The organism is Pseudomonas sp. 18-147 (genome assembly GCF_051048045.1).
GTDB lineage: Bacteria > Pseudomonadota > Gammaproteobacteria > Pseudomonadales > Pseudomonadaceae > Pseudomonas > Pseudomonas aeruginosa.
Window position 1 is genome coordinate 5,632,526 of record NZ_CP182296.1, and the last position, 25,117, is coordinate 5,657,642.

General features: G+C 63.9%; 25 protein-coding genes and 2 tRNA genes. 4 read left to right on the forward strand and 23 right to left on the reverse strand.

Annotated features, from left to right (window positions below; all coding sequences use genetic code 11):
- Window positions 1-10 precede the first annotated feature (10 nt).
- The 10 genes from nusA to rlmE all read right to left on the reverse strand — a co-directional run bounded on the left by nusA (window position 11) and on the right by rlmE (window position 8,557).
- Window positions 11-1,492 carry a transcription termination factor NusA gene (gene nusA / locus ACM0M4_RS26705; RefSeq protein WP_003095192.1) on the reverse strand — a complete coding sequence of 494 codons (1,482 nt, stop codon included), beginning with the start codon at window positions 1,490-1,492 and terminating at the stop codon, window positions 11-13.
- 44 nt (window positions 1,493-1,536) lie between these two features.
- The gene (gene rimP, locus ACM0M4_RS26710) at window positions 1,537-1,995 is read right to left on the reverse strand and encodes a ribosome maturation factor RimP (protein ID WP_003095193.1); all 459 of its coding nucleotides are present in this window, start codon (window positions 1,993-1,995) and stop codon (window positions 1,537-1,539) included.
- A gap of 126 nt (window positions 1,996-2,121) precedes the next feature.
- Window positions 2,122-2,198 (reverse strand) — tRNA-Met (locus ACM0M4_RS26715).
- 90 nt (window positions 2,199-2,288) lie between these two features.
- A tRNA-Leu gene (locus tag ACM0M4_RS26720) sits at window positions 2,289-2,374 on the reverse strand.
- 13 nt (window positions 2,375-2,387) lie between these two features.
- Window positions 2,388-2,777, reverse strand: a complete 390-nt coding sequence (secG, locus tag ACM0M4_RS26725; protein WP_003095194.1) for a preprotein translocase subunit SecG — start codon at window positions 2,775-2,777, stop codon at window positions 2,388-2,390.
- Window positions 2,778-2,779: 2 nt separating this feature from the next.
- Complete coding sequence (gene tpiA / locus ACM0M4_RS26730; protein WP_003100513.1) at window positions 2,780-3,535, reverse strand: triose-phosphate isomerase; 756 nt, start codon at window positions 3,533-3,535, stop codon at window positions 2,780-2,782.
- Between the two features lie 65 nt (window positions 3,536-3,600).
- Window positions 3,601-4,938, reverse strand: coding sequence for a phosphoglucosamine mutase (gene glmM / locus ACM0M4_RS26735; RefSeq protein ID WP_003116076.1), 1,338 nt, complete (start codon window positions 4,936-4,938; stop codon window positions 3,601-3,603).
- Window positions 4,939-4,954: 16 nt separating this feature from the next.
- Window positions 4,955-5,806, reverse strand: coding sequence for a dihydropteroate synthase (gene folP / locus ACM0M4_RS26740; protein WP_003121077.1), 852 nt, complete (start codon window positions 5,804-5,806; stop codon window positions 4,955-4,957).
- A gap of 9 nt (window positions 5,807-5,815) precedes the next feature.
- Entirely contained in the window at window positions 5,816-7,735 is a 1,920-nt protein-coding gene (gene ftsH, locus ACM0M4_RS26745; RefSeq protein ID WP_078463648.1) for an ATP-dependent zinc metalloprotease FtsH, read from the reverse strand.
- Window positions 7,736-7,933: 198 nt separating this feature from the next.
- Window positions 7,934-8,557 (reverse strand): 23S rRNA (uridine(2552)-2'-O)-methyltransferase RlmE, encoded by a 624-nt coding sequence (rlmE, locus tag ACM0M4_RS26750; protein ID WP_003095202.1) that lies wholly within the window; start codon window positions 8,555-8,557, stop codon window positions 7,934-7,936.
- 94 nt (window positions 8,558-8,651) lie between these two features.
- On the opposite strand from rlmE, the gene yhbY reads away from it, so the two are divergent.
- A complete protein-coding gene (yhbY, locus tag ACM0M4_RS26755) occupies window positions 8,652-8,966 on the forward strand; it encodes a ribosome assembly RNA-binding protein YhbY (RefSeq protein WP_003095204.1) in 315 nt (104 codons plus the stop codon).
- Window positions 8,967-9,006: 40 nt separating this feature from the next.
- On the opposite strand, the gene ACM0M4_RS26760 is transcribed toward yhbY, so the two are convergent.
- The 9 genes from ACM0M4_RS26760 to grpE all read right to left on the reverse strand — a co-directional run bounded on the left by ACM0M4_RS26760 (window position 9,007) and on the right by grpE (window position 19,795).
- Window positions 9,007-9,414 (reverse strand): DUF4149 domain-containing protein, encoded by a 408-nt coding sequence (locus ACM0M4_RS26760; RefSeq protein WP_003100510.1) that lies wholly within the window; start codon window positions 9,412-9,414, stop codon window positions 9,007-9,009.
- A 10-nt stretch (window positions 9,415-9,424) separates the two neighbouring features.
- A complete protein-coding gene (gene greA / locus ACM0M4_RS26765) occupies window positions 9,425-9,901 on the reverse strand; it encodes a transcription elongation factor GreA (RefSeq protein WP_003095206.1) in 477 nt (158 codons plus the stop codon).
- Window positions 9,898-13,119, reverse strand: coding sequence for a carbamoyl-phosphate synthase large subunit (gene carB / locus ACM0M4_RS26770; RefSeq protein WP_015648000.1), 3,222 nt, complete (start codon window positions 13,117-13,119; stop codon window positions 9,898-9,900). The genes greA and carB overlap by 4 nt, the downstream gene beginning before the upstream one ends.
- 19 nt (window positions 13,120-13,138) lie before the next feature.
- Window positions 13,139-13,789 carry a leucine efflux protein LeuE gene (leuE, locus tag ACM0M4_RS26775; RefSeq protein ID WP_003095208.1) on the reverse strand — a complete coding sequence of 217 codons (651 nt, stop codon included), beginning with the start codon at window positions 13,787-13,789 and terminating at the stop codon, window positions 13,139-13,141.
- A gap of 11 nt (window positions 13,790-13,800) precedes the next feature.
- A complete protein-coding gene (carA, locus tag ACM0M4_RS26780) occupies window positions 13,801-14,937 on the reverse strand; it encodes a glutamine-hydrolyzing carbamoyl-phosphate synthase small subunit (RefSeq protein WP_003095209.1) in 1,137 nt (378 codons plus the stop codon).
- A 182-nt stretch (window positions 14,938-15,119) separates the two neighbouring features.
- Complete coding sequence (dapB, locus tag ACM0M4_RS26785) at window positions 15,120-15,926, reverse strand: 4-hydroxy-tetrahydrodipicolinate reductase (protein ID WP_003095210.1); 807 nt, start codon at window positions 15,924-15,926, stop codon at window positions 15,120-15,122.
- Between the two features lie 56 nt (window positions 15,927-15,982).
- The gene (gene dnaJ / locus ACM0M4_RS26790) at window positions 15,983-17,116 is read right to left on the reverse strand and encodes a molecular chaperone DnaJ (RefSeq protein WP_003095211.1); all 1,134 of its coding nucleotides are present in this window, start codon (window positions 17,114-17,116) and stop codon (window positions 15,983-15,985) included.
- 115 nt (window positions 17,117-17,231) lie between these two features.
- On the reverse strand, window positions 17,232-19,145 hold the full coding sequence (dnaK, locus tag ACM0M4_RS26795; RefSeq protein ID WP_003095212.1) for a molecular chaperone DnaK: 1,914 nt from the start codon (window positions 19,143-19,145) through the stop codon (window positions 17,232-17,234).
- A gap of 89 nt (window positions 19,146-19,234) precedes the next feature.
- On the reverse strand, window positions 19,235-19,795 hold the full coding sequence (gene grpE, locus ACM0M4_RS26800) for a nucleotide exchange factor GrpE (RefSeq protein ID WP_003095213.1): 561 nt from the start codon (window positions 19,793-19,795) through the stop codon (window positions 19,235-19,237).
- A gap of 167 nt (window positions 19,796-19,962) precedes the next feature.
- On the opposite strand from grpE, the gene recN reads away from it, so the two are divergent.
- Window positions 19,963-21,639: a DNA repair protein RecN gene (gene recN / locus ACM0M4_RS26805; RefSeq protein ID WP_003100507.1), complete on the forward strand. Its 1,677-nt coding sequence runs from the start codon at window positions 19,963-19,965 to the stop codon at window positions 21,637-21,639.
- A 69-nt stretch (window positions 21,640-21,708) separates the two neighbouring features.
- Here the strand turns inward: recN and fur are convergent, their stop codons facing one another.
- The gene (fur, locus tag ACM0M4_RS26810) at window positions 21,709-22,113 is read right to left on the reverse strand and encodes a ferric iron uptake transcriptional regulator (RefSeq protein ID WP_003095216.1); all 405 of its coding nucleotides are present in this window, start codon (window positions 22,111-22,113) and stop codon (window positions 21,709-21,711) included.
- Window positions 22,114-22,210: 97 nt separating this feature from the next.
- Between fur and ACM0M4_RS26815 the strand changes: the two genes are divergently transcribed.
- Window positions 22,211-22,741 (forward strand): outer membrane protein assembly factor BamE, encoded by a 531-nt coding sequence (locus ACM0M4_RS26815; protein WP_003113904.1) that lies wholly within the window; start codon window positions 22,211-22,213, stop codon window positions 22,739-22,741.
- Window positions 22,742-22,808: 67 nt separating this feature from the next.
- Here the strand turns inward: ACM0M4_RS26815 and ACM0M4_RS26820 are convergent, their stop codons facing one another.
- On the reverse strand, window positions 22,809-23,114 hold the full coding sequence (locus ACM0M4_RS26820) for an RnfH family protein (protein WP_003095218.1): 306 nt from the start codon (window positions 23,112-23,114) through the stop codon (window positions 22,809-22,811).
- Window positions 23,107-23,541 carry a type II toxin-antitoxin system RatA family toxin gene (locus ACM0M4_RS26825; RefSeq protein ID WP_003100497.1) on the reverse strand — a complete coding sequence of 145 codons (435 nt, stop codon included), beginning with the start codon at window positions 23,539-23,541 and terminating at the stop codon, window positions 23,107-23,109. Before ACM0M4_RS26825 ends, ACM0M4_RS26820 begins: the two co-directional genes overlap by 8 nt.
- Window positions 23,542-23,816: 275 nt before the next feature.
- On the opposite strand from ACM0M4_RS26825, the gene smpB reads away from it, so the two are divergent.
- Window positions 23,817-24,296, forward strand: coding sequence for an SsrA-binding protein SmpB (smpB, locus tag ACM0M4_RS26830; protein WP_003100496.1), 480 nt, complete (start codon window positions 23,817-23,819; stop codon window positions 24,294-24,296).
- 22 nt (window positions 24,297-24,318) lie between these two features.
- Here the strand turns inward: smpB and ACM0M4_RS26835 are convergent, their stop codons facing one another.
- Complete coding sequence (locus tag ACM0M4_RS26835; RefSeq protein ID WP_003095221.1) at window positions 24,319-25,092, reverse strand: FCD domain-containing protein; 774 nt, start codon at window positions 25,090-25,092, stop codon at window positions 24,319-24,321.
- Window positions 25,093-25,117: the final 25 nt, after the last annotated feature.

The window sequence follows — 25,117 nt, forward strand, 5'->3', positions numbered from 1 at the left end:
CCGCGACTGCTTACTCGAACCAATGGGCCCGGGCGGCCATGATCAACTTGCCGGCACGCTCTTCGTCCATGCCGTCGATGTCGAGCAGATCGTCGATCGATTGCTCGGCCAGATCTTCACGGGTGGTTACGCCACGCAGCGCCAGGTCCAGGGCCAGCTCCTTGCTCATGCCATCGAGGCTGAGCAGGTCTTCTGCCGGTTGTGCGTCGGCGAGCTTCTCTTCGGTCGCAATGGCCTTGGTCAGCAGGCGATCCTTGGCACGGGAGCGCAGCTCGTTGACGATGTCTTCGTCGAAGCCATCGATGCTGAGCATCTCTTCCATCGGTACGTAGGCGATTTCCTCAAGAGTCGTGAAGCCCTCTTCCACCAGTACCTGGGCCAGTTCCTCGTCGACATCCAGCTCGTCGACGAAGCGCTGCAGGATATCCCCGGTCTCGGCCTGTTGCTTGGCCTGGATATCCGCCTCGGTCATCACATTCAGGGTCCAGCCGGTCAACTGGCTGGCCAGACGGACGTTCTGGCCACTGCGGCCGATAGCCTGCGCCAGATTGTCCTCGGCGACGGCGATATCCATGGTATGGGTATCCTCGTCGACGATGATCGCCGCCACCTCGGCCGGAGCCATGGCGTTGATCACGAATTGCGCCGGGTTGTCGTCCCACAGGACGATGTCCACCCGCTCTCCACCGATCTCGCCGGATACCGCCTGGACGCGCGAACCGCGCATGCCGATGCAGGCGCCCTGCGGGTCGATGCGCTTGTCCTTGGAACGAACGGCGATCTTGGCGCGCGAGCCCGGGTCACGGGCGGCGGCCATCACGTCGATCAACTGCTCGGCGATTTCCGGTACTTCGATGCGGAACAGCTCGATCAGCATTTCCGGCGCGGTACGCGACAGGACCAGTTGAGGACCGCGGTTCTCGGTACGGATCTCCTTCAGCAGGGCACGCACGCGGGTGCCAACGCGGAAGGTCTCGCGCGGAATGATCTGGTCGCGGGCCAGCAGCGCCTCGGCGTTGTTGCCGAGATCGACGATGACGTTGTCGCGGGTGACCTTCTTCACGGTACCGGAAATGATCTCGCCGACCTTCTCGCGGTAGGCATCGACCACCTGGGCGCGCTCGGCCTCGCGGACCTTCTGCACGATGACCTGCTTGGCAGTCTGCGCAGCGATGCGGCCGAACTCGATGGATTCGATCTTTTCTTCGATGACCTCGCCGACCTTCGCGCCCGGCTTCTGCTCCTGGACGTCCTCGACGGTGATCTCGGTGGCGGGGTCCTGGTAGTCCTCGTCGGCGACGACGTGCCAACGACGGAAAGTCTCGTAGCTGCCGTTATGACGATTGATCTCGACGCGCAGGTCGACCTCGTCCTCGAAACGTTTCTTGGTGGCGGTCGCCAGAGCCAGCTCCAGCGCCTCGAAAATCACGCCGGCCGGTACGCCCTTTTCGTTGGATACCGACTCAACAACCAGCAGTACTTCTTTGCTCATTGTACGCCTCGCCTTTCAATCCATTGGATCCGCGGATTCGCGTCTCAATCAAAACGGGGAATGATGTTGGCCTTGTCGATCGAATCGATCGGCAGCAGGTACTCGTGATCGTCCACCAGGACCACCACATCCTGCTCCTCCACACCACGGAGAATGCCTTGGTAGTTACGCCGCCCCTCATAGGGCGAACGCAGCCTGATCTTCACTTGCTCGCCGGCATGCTTGGCGAACTGTTCGAGGGTGAACAGCGGCCGATCCATGCCCGGAGAGGACACCTCCAGGGTGTACTCGCCGCTGATCGGGTCTTCGACGTCGAGAATACCGCTGACCTGCCGACTGACGGCTTCACAGTCATCGATGAGGATGCCTTCGGGGCGGTCGATATAGACGCGCAACACCGAATGACGACCCTGGGAAATGAACTCGACGCCCCAGCACTCATAGCCGAGCGCCTCGACCACAGGGGCCAGCAAGGCCTGCAACTGTTCTAGCTTGCTCGACACCTGATCGCCTCGCGTATGTCGTAGAAACAAAAAATGGGCGAAACGCCCATCCCTAAATTGCCACTCGGAACCGTGGCATGGACTGTCCAGCTAACAAAAAGCCCCTAAAAAGGGGCCCTGAAAAACTGGTTGCGGGGGCTGGATTTGAACCAACGACCTTCGGGTTATGAGCCCGACGAGCTACCAGACTGCTCCACCCCGCGTCAAAGCTGGTGCAAGATTATACGACCGACACCCTGATGGGTCAACCGAACCTTGCGGAGACAAACCCCGCAGGACGGGGCTTGCTTATATGGTACCGAGGAGGGGACTCGAACCCCTACAGCCTATGGCCACTACCACCTCAAGGTAGCGTGTCTACCAATTCCACCACCTCGGCAGAAACCTTTCTCTTACTTCTGTTCAGGAGCCGCCGGTACATCGCCTGCACTTTCCGCAGGCTTGGACTGCTCCTGAAGAACCGGCACATCGTCAGCGGCCGGTGCTTTCTCTTGCTTCTGCTCCAGAACTGCCGGATCCGGCAGCCCGATGTGTTGCAGAGCATCAGACTTTTCTTTAGCGAAGTACGCTAAGCCAAGGCTGGTCAAGAAAAAAACCGCTGCCAGTATACCAGTAATCCGACTCAAAAAGGTAGCGGAACCTTGGCTTCCGAAAACAGTTGCCGAAGCACCTGCACCGAAAGAAGCCCCTGCATCCGCACCCTTGCCATGCTGAACGAGGATCAGGCCAACAAGACCCAATGCCATCAGCAGATGCACGACAATTACGACCTTTTCCAGCATCTTCAGCTTCCCGCGGCACGACAGATCGCACCGAACTCATCCGCATTGAGGGAGGCTCCACCTACCAGCCCCCCATCGATATCCGGCATGCCGAACAACTCGGCTGCACTTGCCGCCTTTACACTGCCGCCGTAAAGGAGTCGCACACCTTTTGCGACCTCGGCATTTTCCGCTGCCAGTTGCGCGCGGATCGCCGCGTGCACTTCCTGGGCTTGCGCGGGGGACGCGGTCAACCCGGTCCCGATCGCCCAGACCGGCTCGTAAGCCACGACTGCGCGAGCAAAAGCTCCAACACCCAACTCGTCGATCACGCTTCCCAGCTGCCTTGCGACAACCTCCAGCGTCTTGCCCGCCTCGCGCTCCGCCCGGGTCTCCCCGACACACAGCACCGGCACCAGGCCGCACGACTGAGCCGCGGCAAACTTGCGACTCACAACCTCGTCACTCTCGCCGAGAATCAGGCGACGCTCCGAGTGGCCCACGAGGACCATGCTACAACCGACATCCGCCAACTGACTGGGAGCAGTCTCACCGGTCAGCGCGCCTTGCATCGGCTCTACGGCGCTGTTCTGCGCACCTACATCGATCGCCTTGCCGGCCAGGCCCTGGATGACCTGGCTGATGAACAAGCAAGGCGGCATCACAGCTACATCGACTCCGCTCGGCAACGCCAGCTGACGCAAGCCTTTGATCAACTCGGCCACACTGGAATGCGTACCGTGCATTTTCCAGTTACCGGCCACCAAGGGTCGACGCATGCTGTACCTCGCGGGGCAAAGTGGGCGCAGATGTTACTCAACAGTTTCCAGACTGGCAAGCAAAATCAAGCACATACCTCAGAAACAATTTTTGCCAGCTGTTCGGCGTGGGCACGAACGCTAGCTTCCTCGTCGCCCTCGACCATCACCCGGACCAACGGCTCTGTGCCGGATTTGCGCAGCAGGACACGGCCGCGCCCGCCCATTTGCTCGGTGACGCGGACGCTGGCCTCCTTCACCGACGGGTGCTCGAGCGGATCGCTTTCGCCCTTGAAGCGCACATTGATCAGCACCTGGGGGCACTTGCGAATCCCCTGGCGCGCCTCGGCCAGGGTCTGGCCGCGATGCTTGAGCGCCATCAGCACCTGTAGCGCCGCGATGATGGCATCGCCCGTCGTGGTGTTCTGGCAGCAGACGATATGTCCCGAATTCTCCCCTCCCAGCATCCAGTTCCGAGCCAGCAGTTCGGCCATCACATAGCGATCGCCGACCTTCGCCCGCACGAACGGGATATGCAGCTCCTGCAAAGCCAGCTCCAGGCCGAGGTTGCTCATCAGGGTGCCGACCACACCGCCTTGCAGGCGCCCGCTTTCCTGCAGGTCGCGCGCGATGAGGAAAAGCAGTTCGTCGCCATCCACGACCGCACCGGTATGGTCGACCATCATCACCCGGTCGCCGTCGCCGTCGAAGGCGATGCCGAGGTCGGCATGGTGCTCGACCACCGCAGCCTGCAGGCCATCCAGGTGAGTGGAACCGCACTTGTCGTTGATGTTCAGGCCATTCGGGCTGGCCGCCAGCACCGTCACTTCCGCGCCCAGTTCCCGGAAGACGCTGGGAGCGATCTTGTAGGTAGCGCCGTTGGCGCAGTCGAGCACGACCTTGAGACCGTTGAAGTCGGTGCTGGTCGGCACGCTGCTCTTACAGAATTCGATGTAGCGCCCCGCCGCGTCATTGATCCGCGAAACCTTGCCGAGACGGGCGGACTCCACCACGGTCATCGGCGCATCGAGCAGTTCCTCGATCATCAGCTCGACGTCATCCGGCAGCTTGGTCCCCTGCCCGGAGAAGAACTTGATGCCGTTGTCGTCGTGGGGATTGTGCGAAGCGCTGATCACCACCCCGGCCTCGGCGTGGAAAGTCCGCGTCAGGTAGGCGATGCCGGGGGTAGGCATCGGTCCCAGCAACAGGGTATCGGCGCCGGAAGCGGAGAGCCCCGCCTCGAAGGCCGACTCGAACATGTAACCCGAGCTGCGCGTGTCCTTGCCGATCAGGACCCGGCAGTTGCCCTGCCGGCGGAAGGCCATGCCCACCGCCCAGCCCAGCTTGAGAACGAAGTCCGGAGTAATCGGAAACTCGCCAACACGACCACGGATACCGTCAGTCCCGAAGTATTTTCTGCTCATCTTTTGTCTTCCGTGCTCAATCCGCCATTTCAACGGCGGAGATCATTCGCATCACGTCGACGGTCGCCGCCACGTCATGCACTCGAATTATCCGTGCGCCCTTGGCCAGCGCCAGGGCCGCCAGAGCTAGGCTGCCGTAGAGGCGTTCGTCCACCTCCCGCCCCAGTACCTTGCCGATCATGCTCTTGCGCGAAACGCCGACCAACAACGGCAAGCCCAGGCCATGGAGTGCCTGCAGATGCCTGAACAGCACCAGGTTGTGCTCCAGTGTCTTGGCAAAACCGAAACCCGGATCCAGCAACAGCCGCTCGCGGTCGATTCCGGCCGCCACGCAGGCATTCACACGCTCCTGCAGGAACGCGCCGACTTCCGCCACCACATCCTGGTAGGCAGGCGCATCCTGCATGGTCTGCGGTTCTCCACGCATGTGCATGAGGCAGACCGCCAGGCCGCTATCCACCGCAGCATCCAGCGCACCGTCGCGCTGCAGCGAACGGACGTCGTTGATCAGACCCGCTCCGAGACGCGCAGTTTCGCGCATGACCGCGGGCGTGGAGGTATCCACCGAAATCACGACGTCCAGCTCGCGAGCGATGCGTTCGACTACCGGAGCGACCCGCTCCAGCTCCTCCGTCGGAGAAACGCTGCGCGCACCGGGACGGGTCGACTCGCCGCCGACGTCGATGAGCGTTGCGCCTTCCCGCACCATGCGCTCGGCATGCCGCAGGGCATCGTCCAGCCGGTCGTAACGGCCGCCATCGGAAAAGGAATCGGGGGTGACATTGAGGATGCCCATGACATGTGGGCGGGCCAAATCAAGAACCCGACTGCCGCAAGGCAGTCGGGTCGGGTATTGCGGATTGCTCATTCAGGGCTCTCAGTGCTCGCCGGCCGGCCCACCGATGGGAGGGGTGCTCTCGCGGCGGCCCGACTCTTCCAGGTTGGCCGGCGGGGTGCCGGTACCCGAACCACCCTGCCAGTCACGCGGCTCGCGCGGCACGCGACCGGCCATGATGTCGTCGATCTGGTCGGAGTCTATGGTTTCGTACTTCATCAGTGCGTCGGCCATCATCTCCAGCTTGTCGCGGTTCTCGTCGAGCAGTCGCTTGGCGGTACCGTAGCAGTCGTCGATGATGCGCCGGACTTCCTGGTCGATCATCTTGGCGGTCTCGCCCGACACATTGGCGTGCTGGCTGCCGGCGCTACGGCCGAGGAACACCTCGCCCTCCTCCTCCGCGTACATCAGCGGGCCGAGCTTCTCGGACAGACCCCACTTGGTCACCATGTTCCGCGCCAACTGGGTAGCACGCATGATGTCGTTGGAAGCGCCAGTGGTGACGCCTTCGAAGCCGAGGGTCATCTCTTCCGCGATACGGCCGCCGAACAGCGAGCAGATCTGGCTTTCCAGCGCGCGCTTGGACAGGCTGTAGCGATCTTCCTCGGGGAGGAACATGGTCACGCCCAGGGCGCGTCCGCGCGGAATGATGGACACCTTGTAGACCGGGTCATGCTCCGGCACCAGGCGACCGACGATGGCGTGGCCGGCCTCGTGGTAGGCGGTGTTGCGCTTCTCCTTCTCGGACATGACCATGGTCTTGCGCTCGGCGCCCATCATGATCTTGTCCTTGGCCAGCTCGAACTCGCGCATGTCGACGATGCGCTTGTTGGAGCGCGCGGCGAACAGCGAGGCCTCGTTGACCAGGTTGGCCAGGTCGGCGCCGGAGAAACCGGGCGTACCGCGGGCGATGACGGCAGGATCGACATGGTCGCCCAGCGGCACCTTGCGCATGTGCACCTTGAGGATCTGTTCGCGCCCGCGGATATCCGGCAAGCCGACCACCACCTGGCGGTCGAAGCGGCCCGGACGCAGCAGCGCCGGGTCCAGAACGTCCGGACGGTTGGTGGCAGCGATGACGATGATGCCATCGTTCATCTCGAAGCCATCCATCTCCACCAGCAACTGGTTGAGGGTCTGCTCGCGCTCGTCGTGACCACCGCCCAGGCCGGCGCCGCGATGGCGGCCGACGGCGTCGATCTCGTCGATGAAGATGATGCACGGCGCATGCTTCTTGGCCTGGTCGAACATGTCGCGGACACGGGAAGCGCCCACGCCGACGAACATCTCGACGAAGTCGGAACCGGAAATGGTGAAGAACGGCACCTTGGCTTCGCCGGCGATGGCCTTGGCCAGCAGGGTCTTGCCGGTGCCGGGCGGGCCGACCATCAGCACGCCGCGCGGGATACGGCCGCCCAGGCGCTGGAACTTGCCCGGATCGCGAAGGAACTCGACCAGCTCGCTGACCTCCTCCTTGGCCTCGTCGCAGCCGGCGACGTCAGCGAAGGTGGTCTTGACCTGGTCCTCGGACAGCAGGCGCGCCTTGCTCTTGCCGAAGCTCATCGGGCCGCCGCGACCGCCGCCGCCACCCTGCATCTGGCGCATGAAGAACATGAAGACGGCGATGATCACCAGGATCGGGAAGCTGGCGACCAGCAACTGGGTCCAGATGCTCTGCTGTTCGGGCTGCTTGCCCTCGACCACGACGTTGTTGTTGACCAGGTCGCCGATCAGGCCGTTGTCCTGGATCGCCGGGCGGATGGTCTTGAAGGTATCGCCGTCGCTACGCTTGCCGGTGATGACATAGCCATCCACGGTCACTCGCTCGACCTTGCCATCCTTGACCTGCTGGATGAAGTCCGAGTAGTTCAGCGTCTGTGGCTCGCTCGGGCTCGAGAAATTGTTCATCACGGTCACCAGTACCGCCGCGATGATCAGCCACAGAATCAGATTCTTTGCCATGTCGTTCAATTGACTACCCTCTGAAGCCGGCTCCGTCCTGGAAACCGCTTCACACGACGGCCAGACTCCTTCCGGCCAAAAGTACTACACAAGCGCCCACGCACGCAGGCGTTGTCTGTAACCCTTTATGAACCCTCGCCCGTCCCGGCACAACAGGTCATCGACCAATAGACAGGCTATAGGGTCAATCATTCCAGTCTATTCCCCGCGAAAGCCGCGTGCGAGCAGATACTGTTCCCGCGAACGATCACGCGACGACAGGGGCTTGCGCATCTGTACCTTGTCGAACATTTCCCGGGCCTGCTTGTGGTACTGGTCGAAACCTTCGCCCTGGAAGATCTTGATCAGGAAATCGCCGCCCGGCCGCAGCACACGGCCGGCCAGGTCCAGCGCCAGTTCGCAGAGATACATGGCGCGCGGCTGGTCGGCGGCCCGCACTCCACTCATATTGGGGGCCATATCGGAAATCACAAGGTCTACCGGATGGTCGCCGATCGCCTCGAGGATCCGCGCGAACACCGCGTCCTCGGTGAAGTCGCCCTGGATGAAGGTGACGTCGGGGATGCTGTCCATCTCGAGGATGTCCGAAGCGATCAGCCGACCACGGTCGCCGATCACCCGGCTGGTGACCTGCGACCACCCGCCCGGCGCGGCGCCCAGGTCGACCACGGTCATGCCCGGACGCAGGATGCGGTCCTTCTCCTGGATCTCCAGCAGCTTGTAGCTGGCACGCGAGCGATAGCCATCGCGCTGGGCCATCTTCACGTAGGGATCGTCGAAATGTTCTTTCAGCCAACGCTGGCTGGTTTTGGAGCGGGCCACGGAATACCTCTTCGGGCACCCCCGGTCGGCGGGGGCAGCATCACTTGGACTAAAACTGGGGTAAAATAGACGACTTTTTCCCAGGGGTCTGATTATGGCGCTCACTCAAGAGCAGAAGAAACAGTTCAAATCTATCGGTCACCACCTGAAACCGGTATTGATCGTAGCCGAGAACGGCTTGACCGAAGGCGTTCTCGCCGAACTCGAGCGCGCACTCAACGATCACGAACTGATCAAGGTGAAACTGGCGCTGGCCGAGCGCGACGATCGCCGCGCCCTGCTCGACGAACTCTGCGCGCAGTCGCGCAGCGACCTGGTGCAAAGCATCGGCAAGATGGCGCTGGTCTATCGGAAGAACCCGAAGCCGAACAAGAATCTCTCGAACATCAGCCGTTTCGCCGGCATCTGATGTCCCATCCAACCAAGGTCGGGAAACTTCCCGACCTGGTTCAGACGTATTCCTCGTCCCGCCCCGGTACCGGCTGCAACACCAGCAGCAGGCCACACATCGCCACCGCCAGGTAGTTGAACAGCAGCCAGCGCACCGCCTCGGGCGCCAGCCCACGCACCAGGAAGTACACCAGGCAGAGCAGCGCGACGGCGAGCAACAGCTGACCGCGAAGGTCTCGCCAAAGGCTCCTCGGCCCGTGGCTCGACACCAACACCAGCGCCTGCAGCACCGCACAGAATCCGGCGAAGCCGATCAGCAGCGGCGTCAACGCCGCGGCTACGGTTTCCACCAGCAGCGGCGCCAGTCCGGTCTTGGCCAACGCAGGCAGGACCACGAACTGCAGCAACCAGAGGCCGCCGACCCAGAACGTCTGGGCCAGCAGCCAACTGATCGCGCCTGCGCGCAACGGGGCGCGCTTAGATATGGCGAACCTCGACGATCTCGTACTCGACGTCGCCGCCCGGGGTTCTCACCAGCACGGCATCGCCTTCGGTCTTGCCGATCAGCGCACGGGCGATCGGCGAATTCACCGAGATCTTGCCACCCTTGATATCCGCCTCGTCGTCGCCGACGATCTGGTAGGTCACGGTCTCGTCGGTCTCGACATTGGCGATGTCGACGGTGGTGCCGAAGATCACCTTGCCGCTGTGCGGGATGGCGGTGACATCGATGACCTGGGCGTTGGACAGCTTGGCCTCGATGTCGCGGATACGCGCCTCGACCATGCCCTGCTGTTCGCGCGCCGCATGGTACTCGGCGTTTTCCTTGAGGTCGCCCAGTTCACGCGCTTCGGCGATGGCCTGGCTGATCTGCGGGCGCAGCACGCCCTTCAGGTGTTTCACTTCTTCTTCCAGGGCGCGGGCGCCCTGGACGGTCATGGGGAACTTGCTCATGCCTTGATTCCTGCGTGGAGATCCTGCAGACGCCGAACGGTCTTCTCGGGACCGAACTTGAGCGCCTCACAGATCGCCTGCCCACCCGCAATGGTGGTGGTGCAGCAGATCTTGTGCTGCAGGGCGTTTCGACGAATGGAGTAGGAGTCAGCGATGGACTGCCGGCCCTCGGTGGTGTTGATGATCAGGGTGACCTCGTCGTTCTTGATCATGTCCACCACGTGCGGGCGACCTTCGGTCACCTTGTTCACGCGACGCACCGGCAGGCCTGCGGCTTCGATGACACGCGCGGTACCGGCGGTGGCTACCACTTCGAAGCCCAGCGCGACCAGGTCGCCAGCCACCTGGGCGGCGAACGGCTTGTCGTCTTCGCGGACGCTGATGAAGGCGCAACCGGCGATCGGGAGGATCTCGCTGGCCCCCAACTGAGCCTTGGCAAAGGCTTCGGCAAAGCTATCACCGACGCCCATCACTTCACCAGTGGACTTCATTTCCGGGCCGAGGATCGGATCGACGCCGGGGAACTTGGCGAACGGGAACACCGCTTCCTTGACGCTGAAGAACGGCGGGATGATTTCCTGGGTGAAACCGACCTCGGCCAGGGTCTTGCCGGCCATGACGCGGGCGGCGACCTTGGCCAGCGACTCGCCGACGCACTTGGAGACGAACGGCACGGTACGCGAGGCGCGCGGATTGACCTCGATGACGAAGATATCCTCGCCCTGCACCGCCATCTGCACGTTCATCAGGCCGACCACGCCAAGCTCCAGGGCCATTTTCTTGACCTGCTCGCGGATCTCGTCCTGGATGTGCTGCGGCAGCGAGTACGGCGGCAGCGAACAGGCGGAGTCGCCGGAGTGAACGCCAGCCTGCTCGATGTGCTGCATGATCGCGCCGATCACCACGATCTCGCCGTCGCATACCGCGTCGATGTCGACTTCGATGGCGCAGTTGAGGAAGTGATCGAGCAGCACCGGGCTGTCGTTGGAAACCTGCACCGCCTCGCGCATGTAGCGCTTGAGTTCTTCTTCCTGGTAGACGATTTCCATCGCCCGCCCGCCCAGCACGTAGGACGGACGTACCACCAGCGGATAGCCGATGGCCTTGGACGCGGCCAGGGCCTCGTCTTCGCTGCGCGCGGTAGCGTTGGCCGGCTGGCGCAGGTTCAGGCGCTGGACCATCTGCTGGAAGCGCTCGCGGTCTTCGGCACGGTCGATGGCGTCCGGACTGGTGCCGATGATCGGCACGCCGGCCTCTTCGAGGGCGCGGCAGAGCTTCAGCGGGGTCTGGCCGCCGTACTGGACGATCACGCCCTTGGGCTGCTCGACGCGGACGATCTCAAGGACGTCCTCGAGGGTCACCGGCTCGAAGTACAGGCGGTCGGAGGTGTCATAGTCGGTGGAGACGGTTTCCGGGTTGCAGTTGACCATGATGGTCTCGTAGCCGTCTTCGCGCATCGCCAGCGCCGCGTGCACGCAGCAGTAGTCGAACTCGATGCCCTGGCCGATGCGGTTCGGACCGCCGCCGAGGATCATGATCTTCTCGCGGCTCGACGGGTTGGCCTCGCACTCTTCCTCGTAGGTCGAATACATGTAGGCGGTGTCGGTGGCGAACTCGGCGGCGCAGGTATCGACGCGCTTGTAGACCGGCAGTACCTTTAGCTTGTGGCGATGGCTGCGCAGGTTCTTCTCGGTGACGCCGAGCAACTTGGCCAGGCGCGCGTCGGAGAAGCCCTTGCGCTTGAGCTTGTACATCAGCTCGCGATCGATGGAGGACAGGCCGAGGGTCTTGACCTTCTCCTCGTCCTTGACCAGGTCCTCGATCTGCACCAGGAACCATTCGTCGATGCGGGTCAGCTCGAACACTTCCTCGACGCTCTTGCCGGCGCGGAAGGCGTCGGCGACGTACCAGACACGCTCGGCGCTGGGCACGGTCAGCTCGCGCTTGAGGATGCTGTCGGCCTCCGGGTCGTTCAGGTCGAGCTTCGGATCGAAGCCGGTGGCGCCGACTTCCAGGCCGCGCAAGGCTTTCTGCACCGACTCCTGGAAGGTCCGGCCGATGGCCATGACTTCGCCGACCGACTTCATCTGGGTGGTCAGGCGGGCATCGGCTTTCGGGAATTTCTCGAAGGCGAAGCGCGGGATCTTGGTCACCACGTAGTCGATGGCCGGCTCGAACGACGCCGGGGTGCGACCGCCGGTGATGTCGTTCTGCAGTTCGTCGAGGGTGTAGCCGACCGCCAGCTTGGCGGCGATCTTGGCGATCGGGAAACCGGTGGCCTTGGAGGCCAGGGCCGAGGAGCGGGAAACCCGCGGGTTCATCTCGATCACCACCATGCGCCCGGTGTTCGGGCAGATGCCGAACTGCACGTTGGAACCGCCGGTTTCCACGCCGATCTCGCGCAATACCGCCAGCGAGGCGTTGCGCATGATCTGGTATTCCTTGTCGGTCAGGGTCTGCGCCGGTGCCACGGTGATCGAGTCACCGGTGTGCACGCCCATCGGGTCGAAGTTCTCGATGGAGCAGACGATGATGCAGTTGTCCTTCTTGTCGCGGACCACCTCCATCTCGTATTCCTTCCAGCCGATCAGCGACTCGTCGATCAGCAGCTCGTTGGTCGGCGACAGGTCGAGGCCACGGGCGCAGATCTCTTCGAACTCTTCACGGTTGTAGGCGATACCGCCGCCGGTGCCGCCCATGGTGAAGGACGGACGGATGATGCAGGGGAAGCCGACCTGCTCGAGCACGCCGTAGGCCTCCTCCATGCTGTGGGCGATGCCCGAGCGCGGACAGGCCAGGCCGATATCCTTCATCGCCTTGTCGAAGCGCGAGCGGTCCTCGGCCTTGTCGATGGTATCGGCATTGGCGCCGATCATCTCCACGCCGAACTTCTCCAGCACGCCGTGGCGCTCCAGGTCCAGGGCGCAGTTCAGCGCAGTCTGGCCGCCCATGGTCGGCAGCAGCGCGTCGGGGCGTTCCTTCTCGATGATCTTGGCCACGGTGGCCCACTTGATCGGCTCGATGTAGGTCGCGTCGGCCATCGCCGGGTCGGTCATGATGGTCGCGGGGTTGGAGTTCACCAGGATGACGCGGTAGCCCTCCTCGCGCAGGGCCTTGCAGGCCTGGGCGCCGGAGTAGTCGAATTCGCAGGCCTGGCCAATCACGATGGGGCCGGCACCGAGGATCAGGATGCTCTTTATGTCTGTACGTTTTGGCATGGGACTCTCGTTGCAATAATCAGGACAGGGTTGCGGTGGCCAGCTTCACACCAAAGCCGACGAACAGGGCGCCGACGCCCGAAGTGGCGCCGGCAGCCAACCGTTGCCGCCGGCGGAACCAGGCCGCCAGCCGCACACCGGTGAAAATCAGGAAGCTCAGGTAAAGGGCGCTGACCAGTTCCAGGATCACCGCCAGCACCAGGAACGACAGGCCCGGATAGGCATAGCCGGGATCGACGAACTGGATGAAGAAGGAGATGAAGAACAGGATCGCCTTGGGATTCGACAGGCTGAGCAGCAGCGCCTTGCGGAACGGCTGGTGGACATCCACCTGTTCGGCCTGCGCCGCCGTCGCTTCGGGATTGCGCAGCTTGCGCCAGGCGCCCCGCAGCATGCCGACGCCGAGATAGAACAGGTAGGCCGCACCGAGGTACTTCAGGCCGATGAACAGCATCGGCTCGGCCTTCAGCAGGGACGCCACGCCAAGGGCCGACAGCAGCATCAGCACCGCGTCGCCGAGGAACACGCCGCAGGCGGCCCGGTAGCCGGTCGCCACGCCACGCTGGGCCGAAGTCGCGAGGACGAACAACGAGTTCGGCCCGGGCAACAGGATCACGAAAACCACACCCAGCACGTAGGTCCAGAAATCGGTTATCCCCAGGGTCGGCATGGCTCTGCTCCTCAGCGACGCTCGGCCATCGCCGAGATGAAGCGGTCGAACAGCGGGGCGACGTCATGCGGACCGGGGCTCGCCTCCGGGTGGCCCTGGAAGCTGAAAGCGACCTTGTCGGTGCGCTCGATACCCTGCAGGGTACCGTCGAACAGCGACTTGTGAGTGGCTCGCAGGTTGTCCGGCAAGGTGCTCTCGTCGACCGCGAAACCGTGGTTCTGGCTGGTGATCATCACCACGCCGCTGTCCAGGTCCTGCACCGGGTGGTTGGCGCCGTGGTGGCCGTGGCCCATCTTCAGGGTCTTGGCGCCAGAGGCCAGGGCCAGCAACTGATGGCCGAGGCAGATGCCGAACACCGGGATCTCGGTATCGAGGAATTCGCGGATCGCCTGGATCGCGTAGTCGCACGGTTCGGGGTCGCCGGGGCCGTTGGAAAGGAAGATGCCGTCAGGGTTCAGCGCCAGCACTTCGCTGGCCGGTGTCTGCGCCGGCACCACGGTCAGGCGGCAGCCGCGCGCCACCAGCATGCGCAGGATGTTCAGCTTGACGCCGTAGTCGTAGGCCACCACGTGATACGGCAGTTCACCGGCCGGGATCTCCGGGTGACTGTCGCTTTCCAGGTTCCAGACGCTGGAGCGCCACTCGTAGCGCTCGGCGGTGGTGACCTCCTTGGCCAGGTCCATGCCCTTCAGGCCGGGGAAGGCGCGAGCCAGCTCCAGCGCGCGTTCCTCGGTAGCGTCGGCACCAGCCAGGATGCAGCCGTTCTGCGAACCCTTCTCGCGGAGGATACGGGTCAGGCGACGGGTATCGATGCCGGCGATGGCGACGGTGCCGTTGGCTTTCAGGTAGTCAGGCAGCGACTGCTTGCTGCGCCAGTTGCTGGCGATCAGCGGCAGGTCGCGGATGATCAGGCCGGCGGCCCAGACACGGTTGGCCTCGGCGTCTTCCGGGGTGGTACCGGTATTGCCGATGTGCGGGTAGGTCAGGGTGACGATCTGCTGGGCGTAGGAAGGATCGGTAAGGATTTCCTGGTAGCCGGTCATGGCGGTGTTGAACACCACCTCGCCAACGGTCTGGCCGTCGGCACCGATGGCTTCACCGCGAAAAATGCTGCCGTCGGCAAGTGCAAGTATGGCTGGCTTAGTCAAGAAGACCTCCCGTAAATCAAGCCTGACTGGTCGCGCAGGTGTAAAAAAGCGGGATGACACCGTGAAGAGTCATCCCGCTTTTTTTCGATTCATGCTGCGCTGCTTTTAGTGGACACACTAAAGCTGTAGTTTACAGAATCGCGACATTCCGGTCCACCAATAAGACGACGTGCGGCAGCGCCTCAGCGTAGGCCGAGCACATCCTGCATGTCGTACAGGCCGTTCTCCTTGCCCTCCAGCCACAGCGCCGCACGCACCGCGCCACGGGCGAAGGTCATGCGGCTGGAAGCCTTGTGGGTGATCTCCACGCGCTCGCCCTCGGCGGCGAACAGCACGGTGTGGTCGCCCACCACGTCTCCGGCGCGCACGGTGGCGAAGCCGATGGTTTCCCGCGCCCGCGCGCCGGTCTGCCCCTCGCGTCCGTAGACCGCCACTTCCTGGAGGTCCCGGCCGAGCGCCTGGGCTACCACCTCGCCCATGCGCAAGGCGGTGCCGGACGGCGCATCGACCTTGTGCCGGTGATGGGCCTCGATGATCTCGATATCCACTTCGTCGCCCAGCACCCGTGCCGCGGTATCCAGAAGCTTCAGGCAAAGGTTCACGCCGACGCTGAAGTTGGCAGCGAAGACGATCGGGATATCCTTCGCCGCCTCGGCCAGCAGCAGCTTCTCGTCGGCGCTGAAGCCGGTGGTGCCGATGACCATCGCGCGGCGCGCCTTGCGGCACTGCTCGATGTTCTTCAGGGTTACGGAGGGATGGGTGAAGTCGATCAGGACGTCGAACTCCTCGCAGACCTTGCCCAGGTCCCCGGACAGCGGCACGCCGATCCGGCCGAGACCGGCCAGCTCGCCGGCGTCCGCCCCCACCAGGGTGCTATCCGGACGATCCACCGCCGCCGTCAGCCCGGCGGCACCGCCGGTCTGCTGAACGGCCTCGATCAGGTTCTTGCCCATGCGCCCGGCGGCGCCCACTACGGCTATACGTCGCATAAAACCACTCCACGCGGAACCCGGACGCGGCTGTCAGGCCGCGCCCATGGCTTTGTTTATAGGTCGTCGAAGAAACGCTTCATGCCTTCGAACCAGCCACTGGCCTTGGGCGAATGCGAGGTGTCGCTCTGCAACGACTTGCGGAACTCCTCGAGCAGCTCGCGCTGGCGCTTGTCCAGGTTCACCGGGGTTTCCACCACCACCTTGCACATCAGGTCGCCGGCGCCGCCGCCGCGCACCGGGGCCACGCCCTTGCCGCGCAGGCGGAACAACTTGCCGGTCTGGGTGCTTTCCGGAATCTTCAGCTTGACCCGGCCATCCAGGGTCGGCACTTCCAGCTCGCCACCCAACGCAGCGTCGGCGAAACTGATCGGCACTTCGCAGTACAGATGCTTGCCGTCGCGTTGGAAGATCGGGTGCTCGCGCACATTGACCACCACGTACAGGTCGCCCGCCGGACCACCCATGCTGCCGGCCTCGCCTTCGCCGGTGAGGCGGATGCGGTCGCCGGTGTCGACGCCGGCCGGCACCTTCACCGACAGGGTCTTCTGCTCTTCCACGCGCCCCTGGCCATGGCAGGAGCCACAGGGATCGGAAATCATCTTGCCGGTGCCGTGGCAGCGCGGGCAGGTCTGCTGGACCGAGAAGAAGCCCTGCTGCATGCGCACCTGGCCGATACCACCGCAAGTGGTGCAGGTGACCGGTGTGGTGCCGGGCTTGGCGCCGCTGCCGTTGCAGGTCTTGCAACCGACCAGGGTCGGCACGCGGATGGTAACGGTGGTGCCACGTACCGCCTCCTCCAGGTCGAGGTCCAGGGTGTAGCGCAGGTCCGCGCCGCGCTGCGCGCCGCCGCGCGAGCCACCGCGGGCACCGCCGCCACCGAAGAAATCGCTGAACACATCGCCGAAGATGTCGGAGAAGCTCGCCCCGCCGAAACCGGCGCCAGCGCCCCCACCCATATTCGGATCGACGCCGGCATGGCCGTACTGGTCGTAGGCCGCCCGCTTGCTGGCATCGGAGAGGACCTCGTAGGCCTCGTTGGCCTCCTTGAACTTGTCCTCGGCTTCCTTGTCGCCAGGATTGCGGTCCGGGTGGTATTTCATCGCCAGGCGGCGGTAGGCCTTCTTTAGGTCCGCCTCGCTGGCGCCACGCTCAACCCCCAGAACCTCGTAAAAGTCTCGTTTCGCCATAACCTTTCCGTCTCAATTAAGGACCCTCCAGACACGCCAACGCGGGAGCAGGCTCCCGCGTGGCGGATCATGCGTACCGGCCTGGCCGGCACGCGGGGCAGAAGCAAGCCGGGGCTTACTTGTTGTCCTTGACCTCTTCGAACTCGGCGTCCACCACGTCGTCAGCGGCTTTCGCCTGCTCGCCCTGGGGAGCGTCTTCGCCCTGCTGGGCCTGTTCGGCGTACATCTTCTGCGCCAGCGGGGTGGAAGCCTGGGACAGAGCGTTCATCTTGGCCTCGATCTCGGCCTTGTCGTCGCCCTTCACCGCCGCTTCCAGCTCGCCCAGCGCCTTCTCGATGGTCGCCTTGTCCTCGGCGGTGGCCTTGTCGCCCGCCTCGGTGATCATCTTGCGGGTCGCGTGGACCAGCGCGTCGCCCTGGTTGCGAGCGGCAGCCAGTTCCTCGAACTTGCGGTCCTCCTCGGCATTCGCCTCGGCATCGCGGACCATCTGCTGGATCTCATCCTCGGACAGGCCGGAGGATGCCTTGATCACGATGGACTGCTGCTTGCCGGTGGCCTTGTCCTTCGCCGAGACGTGCAGGATGCCGTTGGCATCGATATCGAAGGTCACCTCGATCTGCGGCACGCCGCGCGGAGCCGGCGGAATGTCGGCCAGGTCGAACTTGCCCAGCGACTTGTTCTGCGCGGCCTGCTTGCGCTCGCCCTGCAGCACGTGGATGGTCACCGCGCCCTGGTTGTCGTCGGCGGTGGAGAACACCTGCGACTTCTTGGTCGGGATGGTGGTGTTCTTCTCGATCAGACCGGTCATCACACCGCCCAGGGTCTCGATGCCGAGGGTCAGCGGGGTCACGTCGAGCAGCAGCACGTCCTTCACGTCGCCGGCCAGGACCGCGCCCTGGATGGCGGCACCGACAGCCACGGCTTCGTCCGGGTTGACGTCCTTGCGCGCTTCCTTGCCGAAGAACTCGGCAACGGTCTTCTGTACCAGCGGCATGCGGGTCTGGCCGCCGACCAGGATCACTTCATGGATATCGGAAACATCCAGGCCGGCATCCTTCAGCGCGGTGCGGCACGGCTCGATGGTGCGCTGCACCAGGTCTTCGACCAGGGACTCCAGCTTGGCGCGGGAAACCTTGACGTTCAGGTGCTTCGGACCGCTCGCGTCGGCAGTCACATACGGCAGGTTGACGTCGGTCTGCTGGGTCGAGGACAGCTCGATCTTGGCTTTCTCGGCCGCTTCCTTCAGACGCTGCATGGCCAGCGGGTCGCCCTTCAGGTTGATGCCGCTTTCCTTCTTGAACTCGTCGACGAGGTAGTCGATCAGGCGGATGTCGAAGTCTTCGCCGCCGAGGAAGGTGTCGCCGTTGGTGGCCAGCACTTCGAACTGGTGCTCGCCGTCGACTTCGGCGATCTCGATCACCGACACGTCGAAGGTACCGCCGCCCAGGTCATAGACGATCACGGTGTGGTCGCCCTTGGCCTTGTCCAGGCCGTAGGCCAGCGCCGCCGCGGTCGGCTCGTTGATGATCCGCTTGACGTCAAGGCCGGCGATACGGCCGGCGTCCTTGGTGGCCTGGCGCTGGCTGTCGTTGAAGTAGGCCGGAACGGTGATCACCGCTTCGGTGACCGGCTCGCCGAGGTAGTCTTCGGCGGTCTTCTTCATTTTCTTCAGCACTTCGGCGGAAATCTGCGGAGGCGCCATCTTCTGGCCCTTCACTTCCACCCAGGCGTCGCCGTTGTCGGCCTTGACGATGCTGTACGGCACCATCTGGATGTCTTTCTGAACCACGTTCTCTTCGAAGCGACGGCCGATCAGGCGCTTCACCGCATACAGGGTGTTCTGCGGGTTGGTGACCGCCTGGCGCTTGGCCGGCTGGCCCACCAGGGTTTCGCCATCGTTGGTGTAGGCGATGATCGAGGGGGTGGTACGCGCGCCCTCGGCGTTCTCGATGACCTTGACGTTACCGTTCTCCAGGATAGCCACGCAGGAGTTGGTGGTACCCAGGTCGATGCCAATGATTTTGCCCATATTCACTCTCCAGAAACTTTGATTCCGTGCGACCCGCCCGTGGGTCTCGTGCTCGGTTGACTACCCAGATGGGGTCGTCGCGTCGAATTTCAAGCCTGCTCGTCGATGGAAGGCGGGGTTTCCGCCGGCGCCTTGCTGACCACCACCATCGCCGGACGCAGCAGGCGGCCGTTGAGCAGGTAGCCTTTCTGGAACACCTTGAGGACACTGCCCGGCTCGGCCGAAGCGCTTTCCTGCATGGCCATCGCCTGGTGCTGCTCGGGGTTGAAAGGCTCGCCTTCCGGGTTCAGCGCCTCCACCTGGTAGCGGCGCAGGGTGTCGTCGAACATCTTCAGGGTCAGTTCCATCCCTTCGCGCATCGGCTTGATCGCCTCGTCGTTGGGATCGGACATCTCCAGGCCGCGCTCGAGGGTGTCGACCACCGCCAGCAGGTCGCCGGCGAATTTCTCCAGCGCGAATTTGTGCGCCTTCTCGACATCCTGCTCCGCACGCCGGCGTACGTTCTGCAGATCCGCGACCATGCGCAGCGCCTGGTCCTGGGCGGCAGCCAGCTGCTCCTCCAGCTCCTGCACGCGGGCGGTCAGGTCCTCGGCGGCGCCGGTGGGCTGCTCGGGGGTCTGTTGATCCAGGGTCTGCTGTTCGTCAGCCATGCCACTCTCCTTCAAAAATAAGCTGGCAAATACAAGGCGAACGCATAAGTTCGCAACGTTGCCGGCTATATGGGGACGGCTTTCCACGGTTCAAGGGGCGAGCGGCAATTGCCAGCCGGAAAAAATACTGTATAAATAACCAGACAAAACCCACGGAGCCGCCCGCCATGCTGGTTCACCTGTCCGTTCACAACTACGCCATCGTCGAGCACCTGGATCTCGAACTCGCTACCGGCATGAGCGTGATCACCGGCGAAACCGGCGCGGGCAAGTCGATCATGCTCGACGCCCTCGGCCTTACCCTCGGCGACCGCGCCGACAGCGGCGCGGTACGTCCCGGAGCGGACAAGGCCGACATTCTCGCCAGCTTCGACGTCAGCGCCATCGCCGAGGCCCGCGACTGGCTCGCCGAGCGCGACCTGGAACAGGACGGTCCGTGCATCCTGCGCCGGGTGATCACTGCCGAAGGTCGCTCGCGTGCCTACATCAACGGCACGCCCTGCCCTCTGGGCGACCTGAAGAGCCTGGGCGAACTGCTGATCGACATCCATAGCCAGCACGAGCACCAGTCGCTGCTGAAGAGCGAGACCCATCGGCGCCTGCTCGACGAGTACGCCGGCTGCCAGGAGCTGGCGCGCCAGGTGCAGCTCGCCGCGCAACGCTGGAAGCAGACCAGTCAGGAACTCGAACGCCTGTCGCGTAGCGGCGACGAACAGCGCGCCCGCCACCAGTTGCTCAGCTACCAGCTGGAAGAACTGGAAAACCTGTCCCTCGGCGAAAACGAACTGGAAAGCCTGGAGCAGGAGCAGAAGACCCTGAGCAACGCCGAAAGCCTGCTCGCCGCCTGCCGCCAAGTCGTGGAAATGTGCAGCGAGAGCGATGCCGGCAACGTCCTTTCCGCGCTCAATGCCAGCCTCAACCGCCTGACCTCGTTCAGCGGCCAGCCCGCCGCTCTCGGCGAAGCGGTCAATCTGTTGTCCAGCGCGCAGATCCAGGTCGAGGAGGCGATCGGCGAACTGAACCGCTTCGTCGACCACTTCGATGCCGATCCCAATCGCCAGCAGCAGGTCGAGGAGCGCCTGGACGTCATTTACTCCCTGGCGCGCAAGCACCGGGTCCAGCCCGCCGAACTGGCCGACCTGCAGCAGCGCCTGTTCGACGAACTGGAGGCGCTGAACGCCGACGACGAAGCGGTCGGACGCCTGGGCGACGAGCTGGCCGCCTACGCCCGGCATTACCAGGAAAAAGCCGAAGAACTGAGCCGCCTGCGCCAGGCCGCGGCCGCACCTCTTGCCGCCAGCGTGGAGCAGGAGATGCAGCGCCTGGGCATGCCCGGGGGGCGCTTCGCCATCGTCCTGCATCCCGGCGACAGCGCCGAGCCGCAGGCCAACGGACTGGAAAGCGTGGAGTTCCTGGTCAGCGCCAACCCCGGGCAGCCGCTGAAAGGGCTGGCCAAGGTCGCCTCGGGCGGCGAACTGTCGCGGATCAGCCTGGCGATCCAGGTGATCACGGCACAGACCTCGCGCATCCCCACCCTGGTCTTCGACGAAGTCGACGTCGGCATCGGCGGCCCCACCGCCGAAGTGGTCGGACAGTTGCTGCGCCGCCTCGGCGAACGCGGCCAGGTCCTCACCGTGACCCACTTGCCGCAGGTCGCCGCCCAGGGCCACCAGCACCTGTTCGTGCACAAGGAACGCGGCAGCAGCGAAACCCGTACGGCGGTCGCCACCCTGAACAAGGCCCAGCGGATCGAGGAGATCGCCCGCATGCTCGGCGGCGTCGACCTGACCAAGGAATCCCTGGCCCACGCGAAGAAACTGGTCAACCTGGCCGCCCAGAACTGAACGTTCCTTCAATGGAAAATGAAAACGGCGACCCCAGGGTCGCCGTTTTCGCATGGAACCGTTGCGCGACTACTTCTTCTTGCGCACGTAGAGCACCAGATTGTGATCGACCAGCTCGAAGCCGCGTTCGCGGACGATTTCCTTCTGGCGCTTCTCGATTTCCGCATCCATGAACTCGATCACCTCGCCGGTATCGACGCAGACCATGTGGTCGTGGTGGCCGCTATCGGCGAGCTCGAACACGGCATGGCCGCCATCGAAGTTGTGACGCACCACCAGGCCGGCGGCCTCGAACTGGGTCAGCACCCGATAGACGGTTGCCAGGCCCACGTCCTCGCCTGCTTCCATCAGCGCCTTGTACACGTCTTCGGCGCTCATGTGGCGTTGCTCGGCCGAGTCGAGCATCTGCAGGATCTTGACCCGCGGCAGGGTCACTTTAAGGCCGGCTTTTCGAAGTTCGCTATTTTCAACCATGTCTGCTTTCTCAGCGCGGGATGTTTCGCAGTATCCCGGAATACGGGTATGATCGGGCTTTTATTTGCCCAGCCAAGATAGTGGAAGTCGCTCACCGATGCAAAACGCCAAGCTCATGCTGACCTGTCTCGCTTTCGCGGGGCTTGCCGCACTCGCCGGTTGCTCGTTTCCTGGCGTCTATAAAATCGACATCCAGCAAGGCAACGTCGTAACGCAGGACATGATAGACCAGTTGCGTCCCGGAATGACCCGACGCCAAGTGCGGTTTATCATGGGCAACCCGCTCATCGTCGATACCTTCCACGCCAATCGTTGGGACTACCTCTACAGCATCCAGCCGGGCGGCGGTCGTCGCCAGCAGGAGCGCGTCAGCCTGTTCTTCAACGACAGCGACCAGCTGGCCGGCCTGAACGGCGACTTCATGCCCGGCGTCAGCCGCGACGAAGCGATCCTCGGCAAGGAAGGCAGCACCACCGTCACCCAGCCGGCCGACCAGCAGAAACCGGAAGCGCAGAAAGAAGAGCCGCCGAAACCGGGCTCCACCCTGGAACAGCTCCAGCGCGAAGTGGACGAAGCCCAGCCGGTACCGGTTCCGACTCCCGAACCTCTGGACCCCAGCCCGCAATGACGGCTGGCGTTCCACGAAAAAGCCCGGCATTCGCCGGGCTTTTTCATTTCCGCAGGAAACCCCTCGGCTAACCGCCTTCGCGTTCGCTCCGGGCCCGTGCGGCACGCTGCTTGCGCACCTCCTTGGGATCGGCGATCAGCGGGCGGTAGATCTCCACCCGTTCGCCGGCCTCCAGCACTCGCTCCTCCGGGCGTGCCAGGAGCTTGCCGAAGATACCCAGCGGGCAACCTTGCACATCCAGCCCTGGAAAGGCCTCGGCGATGCCGGAGAGCAGCACGGCCTCGCGTGCGCTGGTACCTGCCGGCACGCTCAGGCGCAGTAACGCCTGTCGCTCCGGCAGCGCGTAGACCACCTCGACGGCGATCTCAGCCATAGAGTTGCTTGGCGCGCTGGCAGAACGCGTCGACCATGGTGTTGGCGGCCTGGGTGAACAGCGGCCCGAGGGTCGCCTTGACCAGCGGCCCGGCGTAATCGAAGGTCAGGTCGAGGGTGATCTTGCAGGCCTTCTCGCCAAGCGCCTTGAACTGCCAGACGCCATGCAGTTCGGTGAACGGTCCGTTTTCCAGGTTCATCTCGATGGAAGCTCCCGGCACCAACACGTTGCGGGTGGTGAAGCGCTGGCTGAGGCTACCCTTGGCCACGGTCAGCTCGGCGCGCATCAGGCTTTCGCTCTCCTCCAGGACCTGGCTGGCCGAACACCAGGGCAGGAACTCCGGATAGCGCTTCACGTCGTTCACCAGATCGAACAGCGCGCGGGCGGGATAAGGCAACAGCGCCGAACGCTGGATATGGGTGCTCATAGAACTCTCACTTCTGCTGTCGAGCGGGCGACTCCCCAAGCATAGCCGGCGGGACGGCGGCATCCGCCACGGCGGCGCGCTGCGCCCGTCGACCGGGGCCAGGGTTCGGCAGAAAAAACGCTCAGCGCAGCCTGACGCCACTTGAAGACTTTTCTTACAAAACCTTGGCCAGCGGCCAGGAAAAGAGTGGGCATTGTCCGAAATTCACCTCTATCCCTCAAGCGCGACGCCGCCCCATAGCGGTGAAGCCGGCGACTCCCTATAATGCGCCGCCTATGGCTAAGCAGAAGAAACACCCTTCGGGGACCATCGCGCAGAACAAGAAGGCTCTGCACGACTATTTCATCGAACAACGCTTCGAGGCGGGCGTCGCCCTGGCGGGCTGGGAAGTGAAAAGCCTGCGCGCCGGCAAGGCCCAGTTGGTCGACAGCTACGTGCTGCTCAAGGATGGCGAGGCCTGGCTGCTCGGCAGCCACATCACGCCCCTGACCACCGCCAGCACGCACGTGATCGCCGACCCGGTGCGCACGCGCAAGCTGCTGCTGCACAAGCGCGAACTGGGCAAGCTGTTCGGCGCCGTGCAACAGAAGGGCTACGCCTGCGTCGCCCTGTCGATGTACTGGAAGAAGCACCTGGTCAAGTGCGAGATCGCCCTGGCCAAGGGCAAGAAGGACTTCGACAAGCGCCACACCGAGAAGGAGCGCGACTCCGATCGGGAGATCCAGCGCGCCATGCGCCACGGCAAGGACGACTGAGCGCGTCCCTGCCCGCGCCTCGCTAGTCTTCCTGCACGCTGCGCCGGCGCTGCGAGCGCTTCATCCTGCGCGCCTCTTCCTGGACCTCCGCCAGGACCTCCTGCACATAGTGGATGTGCTGGTTGGACACCTCCCGGGCCAGCTCCGCCTGACCGCTGATGATCGCGTCGTATAGGCGCTGGTGCTGCTCCATCAGTTGCGCGCGGGTTTCCGTGCGCTGCGCGTACATCCCGCCGATATTGGTCACCACGTTGCGCCGCAGCAAGTCGAACAGGCCCTTGATGGTGTGCAGCAGCACGGTGTTGTGGCTGGCCTCGGCGATCGCCAGGTGGAAGCGCGCGTCGGCGGCACCCTCTTCCGCGCTGACCTGGTCGTTGCGCGCATAGCAGGCCTGGAGCGCCTCGAAGGCCTCGGTCAGGCGCTGGTGATCGAGGGAGGTCGCACGCAGCGCCGCGTAGTAGGCACAAGACCCTTCCAGCGTGTGGCGAAACTCCAGCAGGTCGCGCTGGGCCTCCGGGTTACCTTCCAGCAGGTGCAGCAGCGGATCGCTGAAAGTCGCGCCCAGCGATTCGGTCACATAGTTGCCGCCACCCTGGCGGCTGACCAGCAGCCCCTTCGCCACCAGTTTCTGGATCGCCTCGCGCAGCGACGGCCGGGAAACCCCGAACTGCTCGGCAAGCACGCGCTCGGCGGGCAGCCGCTCGCCGGACTTCAGCGTGCCCTCCAGGATCATCGCCTCCAGTTGCGCAACGATGTCATCCGACAGACGGCGCTGCCTGACCTGACCAAATTCCATATCCCGACACCCTTACCCGAAGTTT

Coding starts and splice junctions, on each gene's coding strand:
- nusA (WP_003095192.1), bottom strand. CDS start 1,492: ATGAGCAAAGAAGTACTGCTGGTTGTTGAGTCGGTATCCAACGAAAAG.
- secG (WP_003095194.1), bottom strand. CDS start 2,777: ATGCTGGAAAAGGTCGTAATTGTCGTGCATCTGCTGATGGCATTGGGT.
- tpiA (WP_003100513.1), bottom strand. CDS start 3,535: ATGCGTCGACCCTTGGTGGCCGGTAACTGGAAAATGCACGGTACGCAT.
- glmM (WP_003116076.1), bottom strand. CDS start 4,938: ATGAGCAGAAAATACTTCGGGACTGACGGTATCCGTGGTCGTGTTGGC.
- folP (WP_003121077.1), bottom strand. CDS start 5,806: ATGAGCAATCCGCAATACCCGACCCGACTGCCTTGCGGCAGTCGGGTT.
- ftsH (WP_078463648.1), bottom strand. CDS start 7,735: ATGGCAAAGAATCTGATTCTGTGGCTGATCATCGCGGCGGTACTGGTG.
- yhbY (WP_003095204.1), top strand. CDS start 8,652: ATGGCGCTCACTCAAGAGCAGAAGAAACAGTTCAAATCTATCGGTCAC.
- greA (WP_003095206.1), bottom strand. CDS start 9,901: ATGAGCAAGTTCCCCATGACCGTCCAGGGCGCCCGCGCCCTGGAAGAA.
- carB (WP_015648000.1), bottom strand. CDS start 13,119: ATGCCAAAACGTACAGACATAAAGAGCATCCTGATCCTCGGTGCCGGC.
- leuE (WP_003095208.1), bottom strand. CDS start 13,789: ATGCCGACCCTGGGGATAACCGATTTCTGGACCTACGTGCTGGGTGTG.
- dapB (WP_003095210.1), bottom strand. CDS start 15,926: ATGCGACGTATAGCCGTAGTGGGCGCCGCCGGGCGCATGGGCAAGAAC.
- dnaJ (WP_003095211.1), bottom strand. CDS start 17,116: ATGGCGAAACGAGACTTTTACGAGGTTCTGGGGGTTGAGCGTGGCGCC.
- dnaK (WP_003095212.1), bottom strand. CDS start 19,145: ATGGGCAAAATCATTGGCATCGACCTGGGTACCACCAACTCCTGCGTG.
- grpE (WP_003095213.1), bottom strand. CDS start 19,795: ATGGCTGACGAACAGCAGACCCTGGATCAACAGACCCCCGAGCAGCCC.
- recN (WP_003100507.1), top strand. CDS start 19,963: ATGCTGGTTCACCTGTCCGTTCACAACTACGCCATCGTCGAGCACCTG.
- fur (WP_003095216.1), bottom strand. CDS start 22,113: ATGGTTGAAAATAGCGAACTTCGAAAAGCCGGCCTTAAAGTGACCCTG.
- ACM0M4_RS26815 (WP_003113904.1), top strand. CDS start 22,211: ATGCAAAACGCCAAGCTCATGCTGACCTGTCTCGCTTTCGCGGGGCTT.
- ACM0M4_RS26820 (WP_003095218.1), bottom strand. CDS start 23,114: ATGGCTGAGATCGCCGTCGAGGTGGTCTACGCGCTGCCGGAGCGACAG.
- ACM0M4_RS26825 (WP_003100497.1), bottom strand. CDS start 23,541: ATGAGCACCCATATCCAGCGTTCGGCGCTGTTGCCTTATCCCGCCCGC.
- smpB (WP_003100496.1), top strand. CDS start 23,817: ATGGCTAAGCAGAAGAAACACCCTTCGGGGACCATCGCGCAGAACAAG.
- ACM0M4_RS26835 (WP_003095221.1), bottom strand. CDS start 25,092: ATGGAATTTGGTCAGGTCAGGCAGCGCCGTCTGTCGGATGACATCGTT.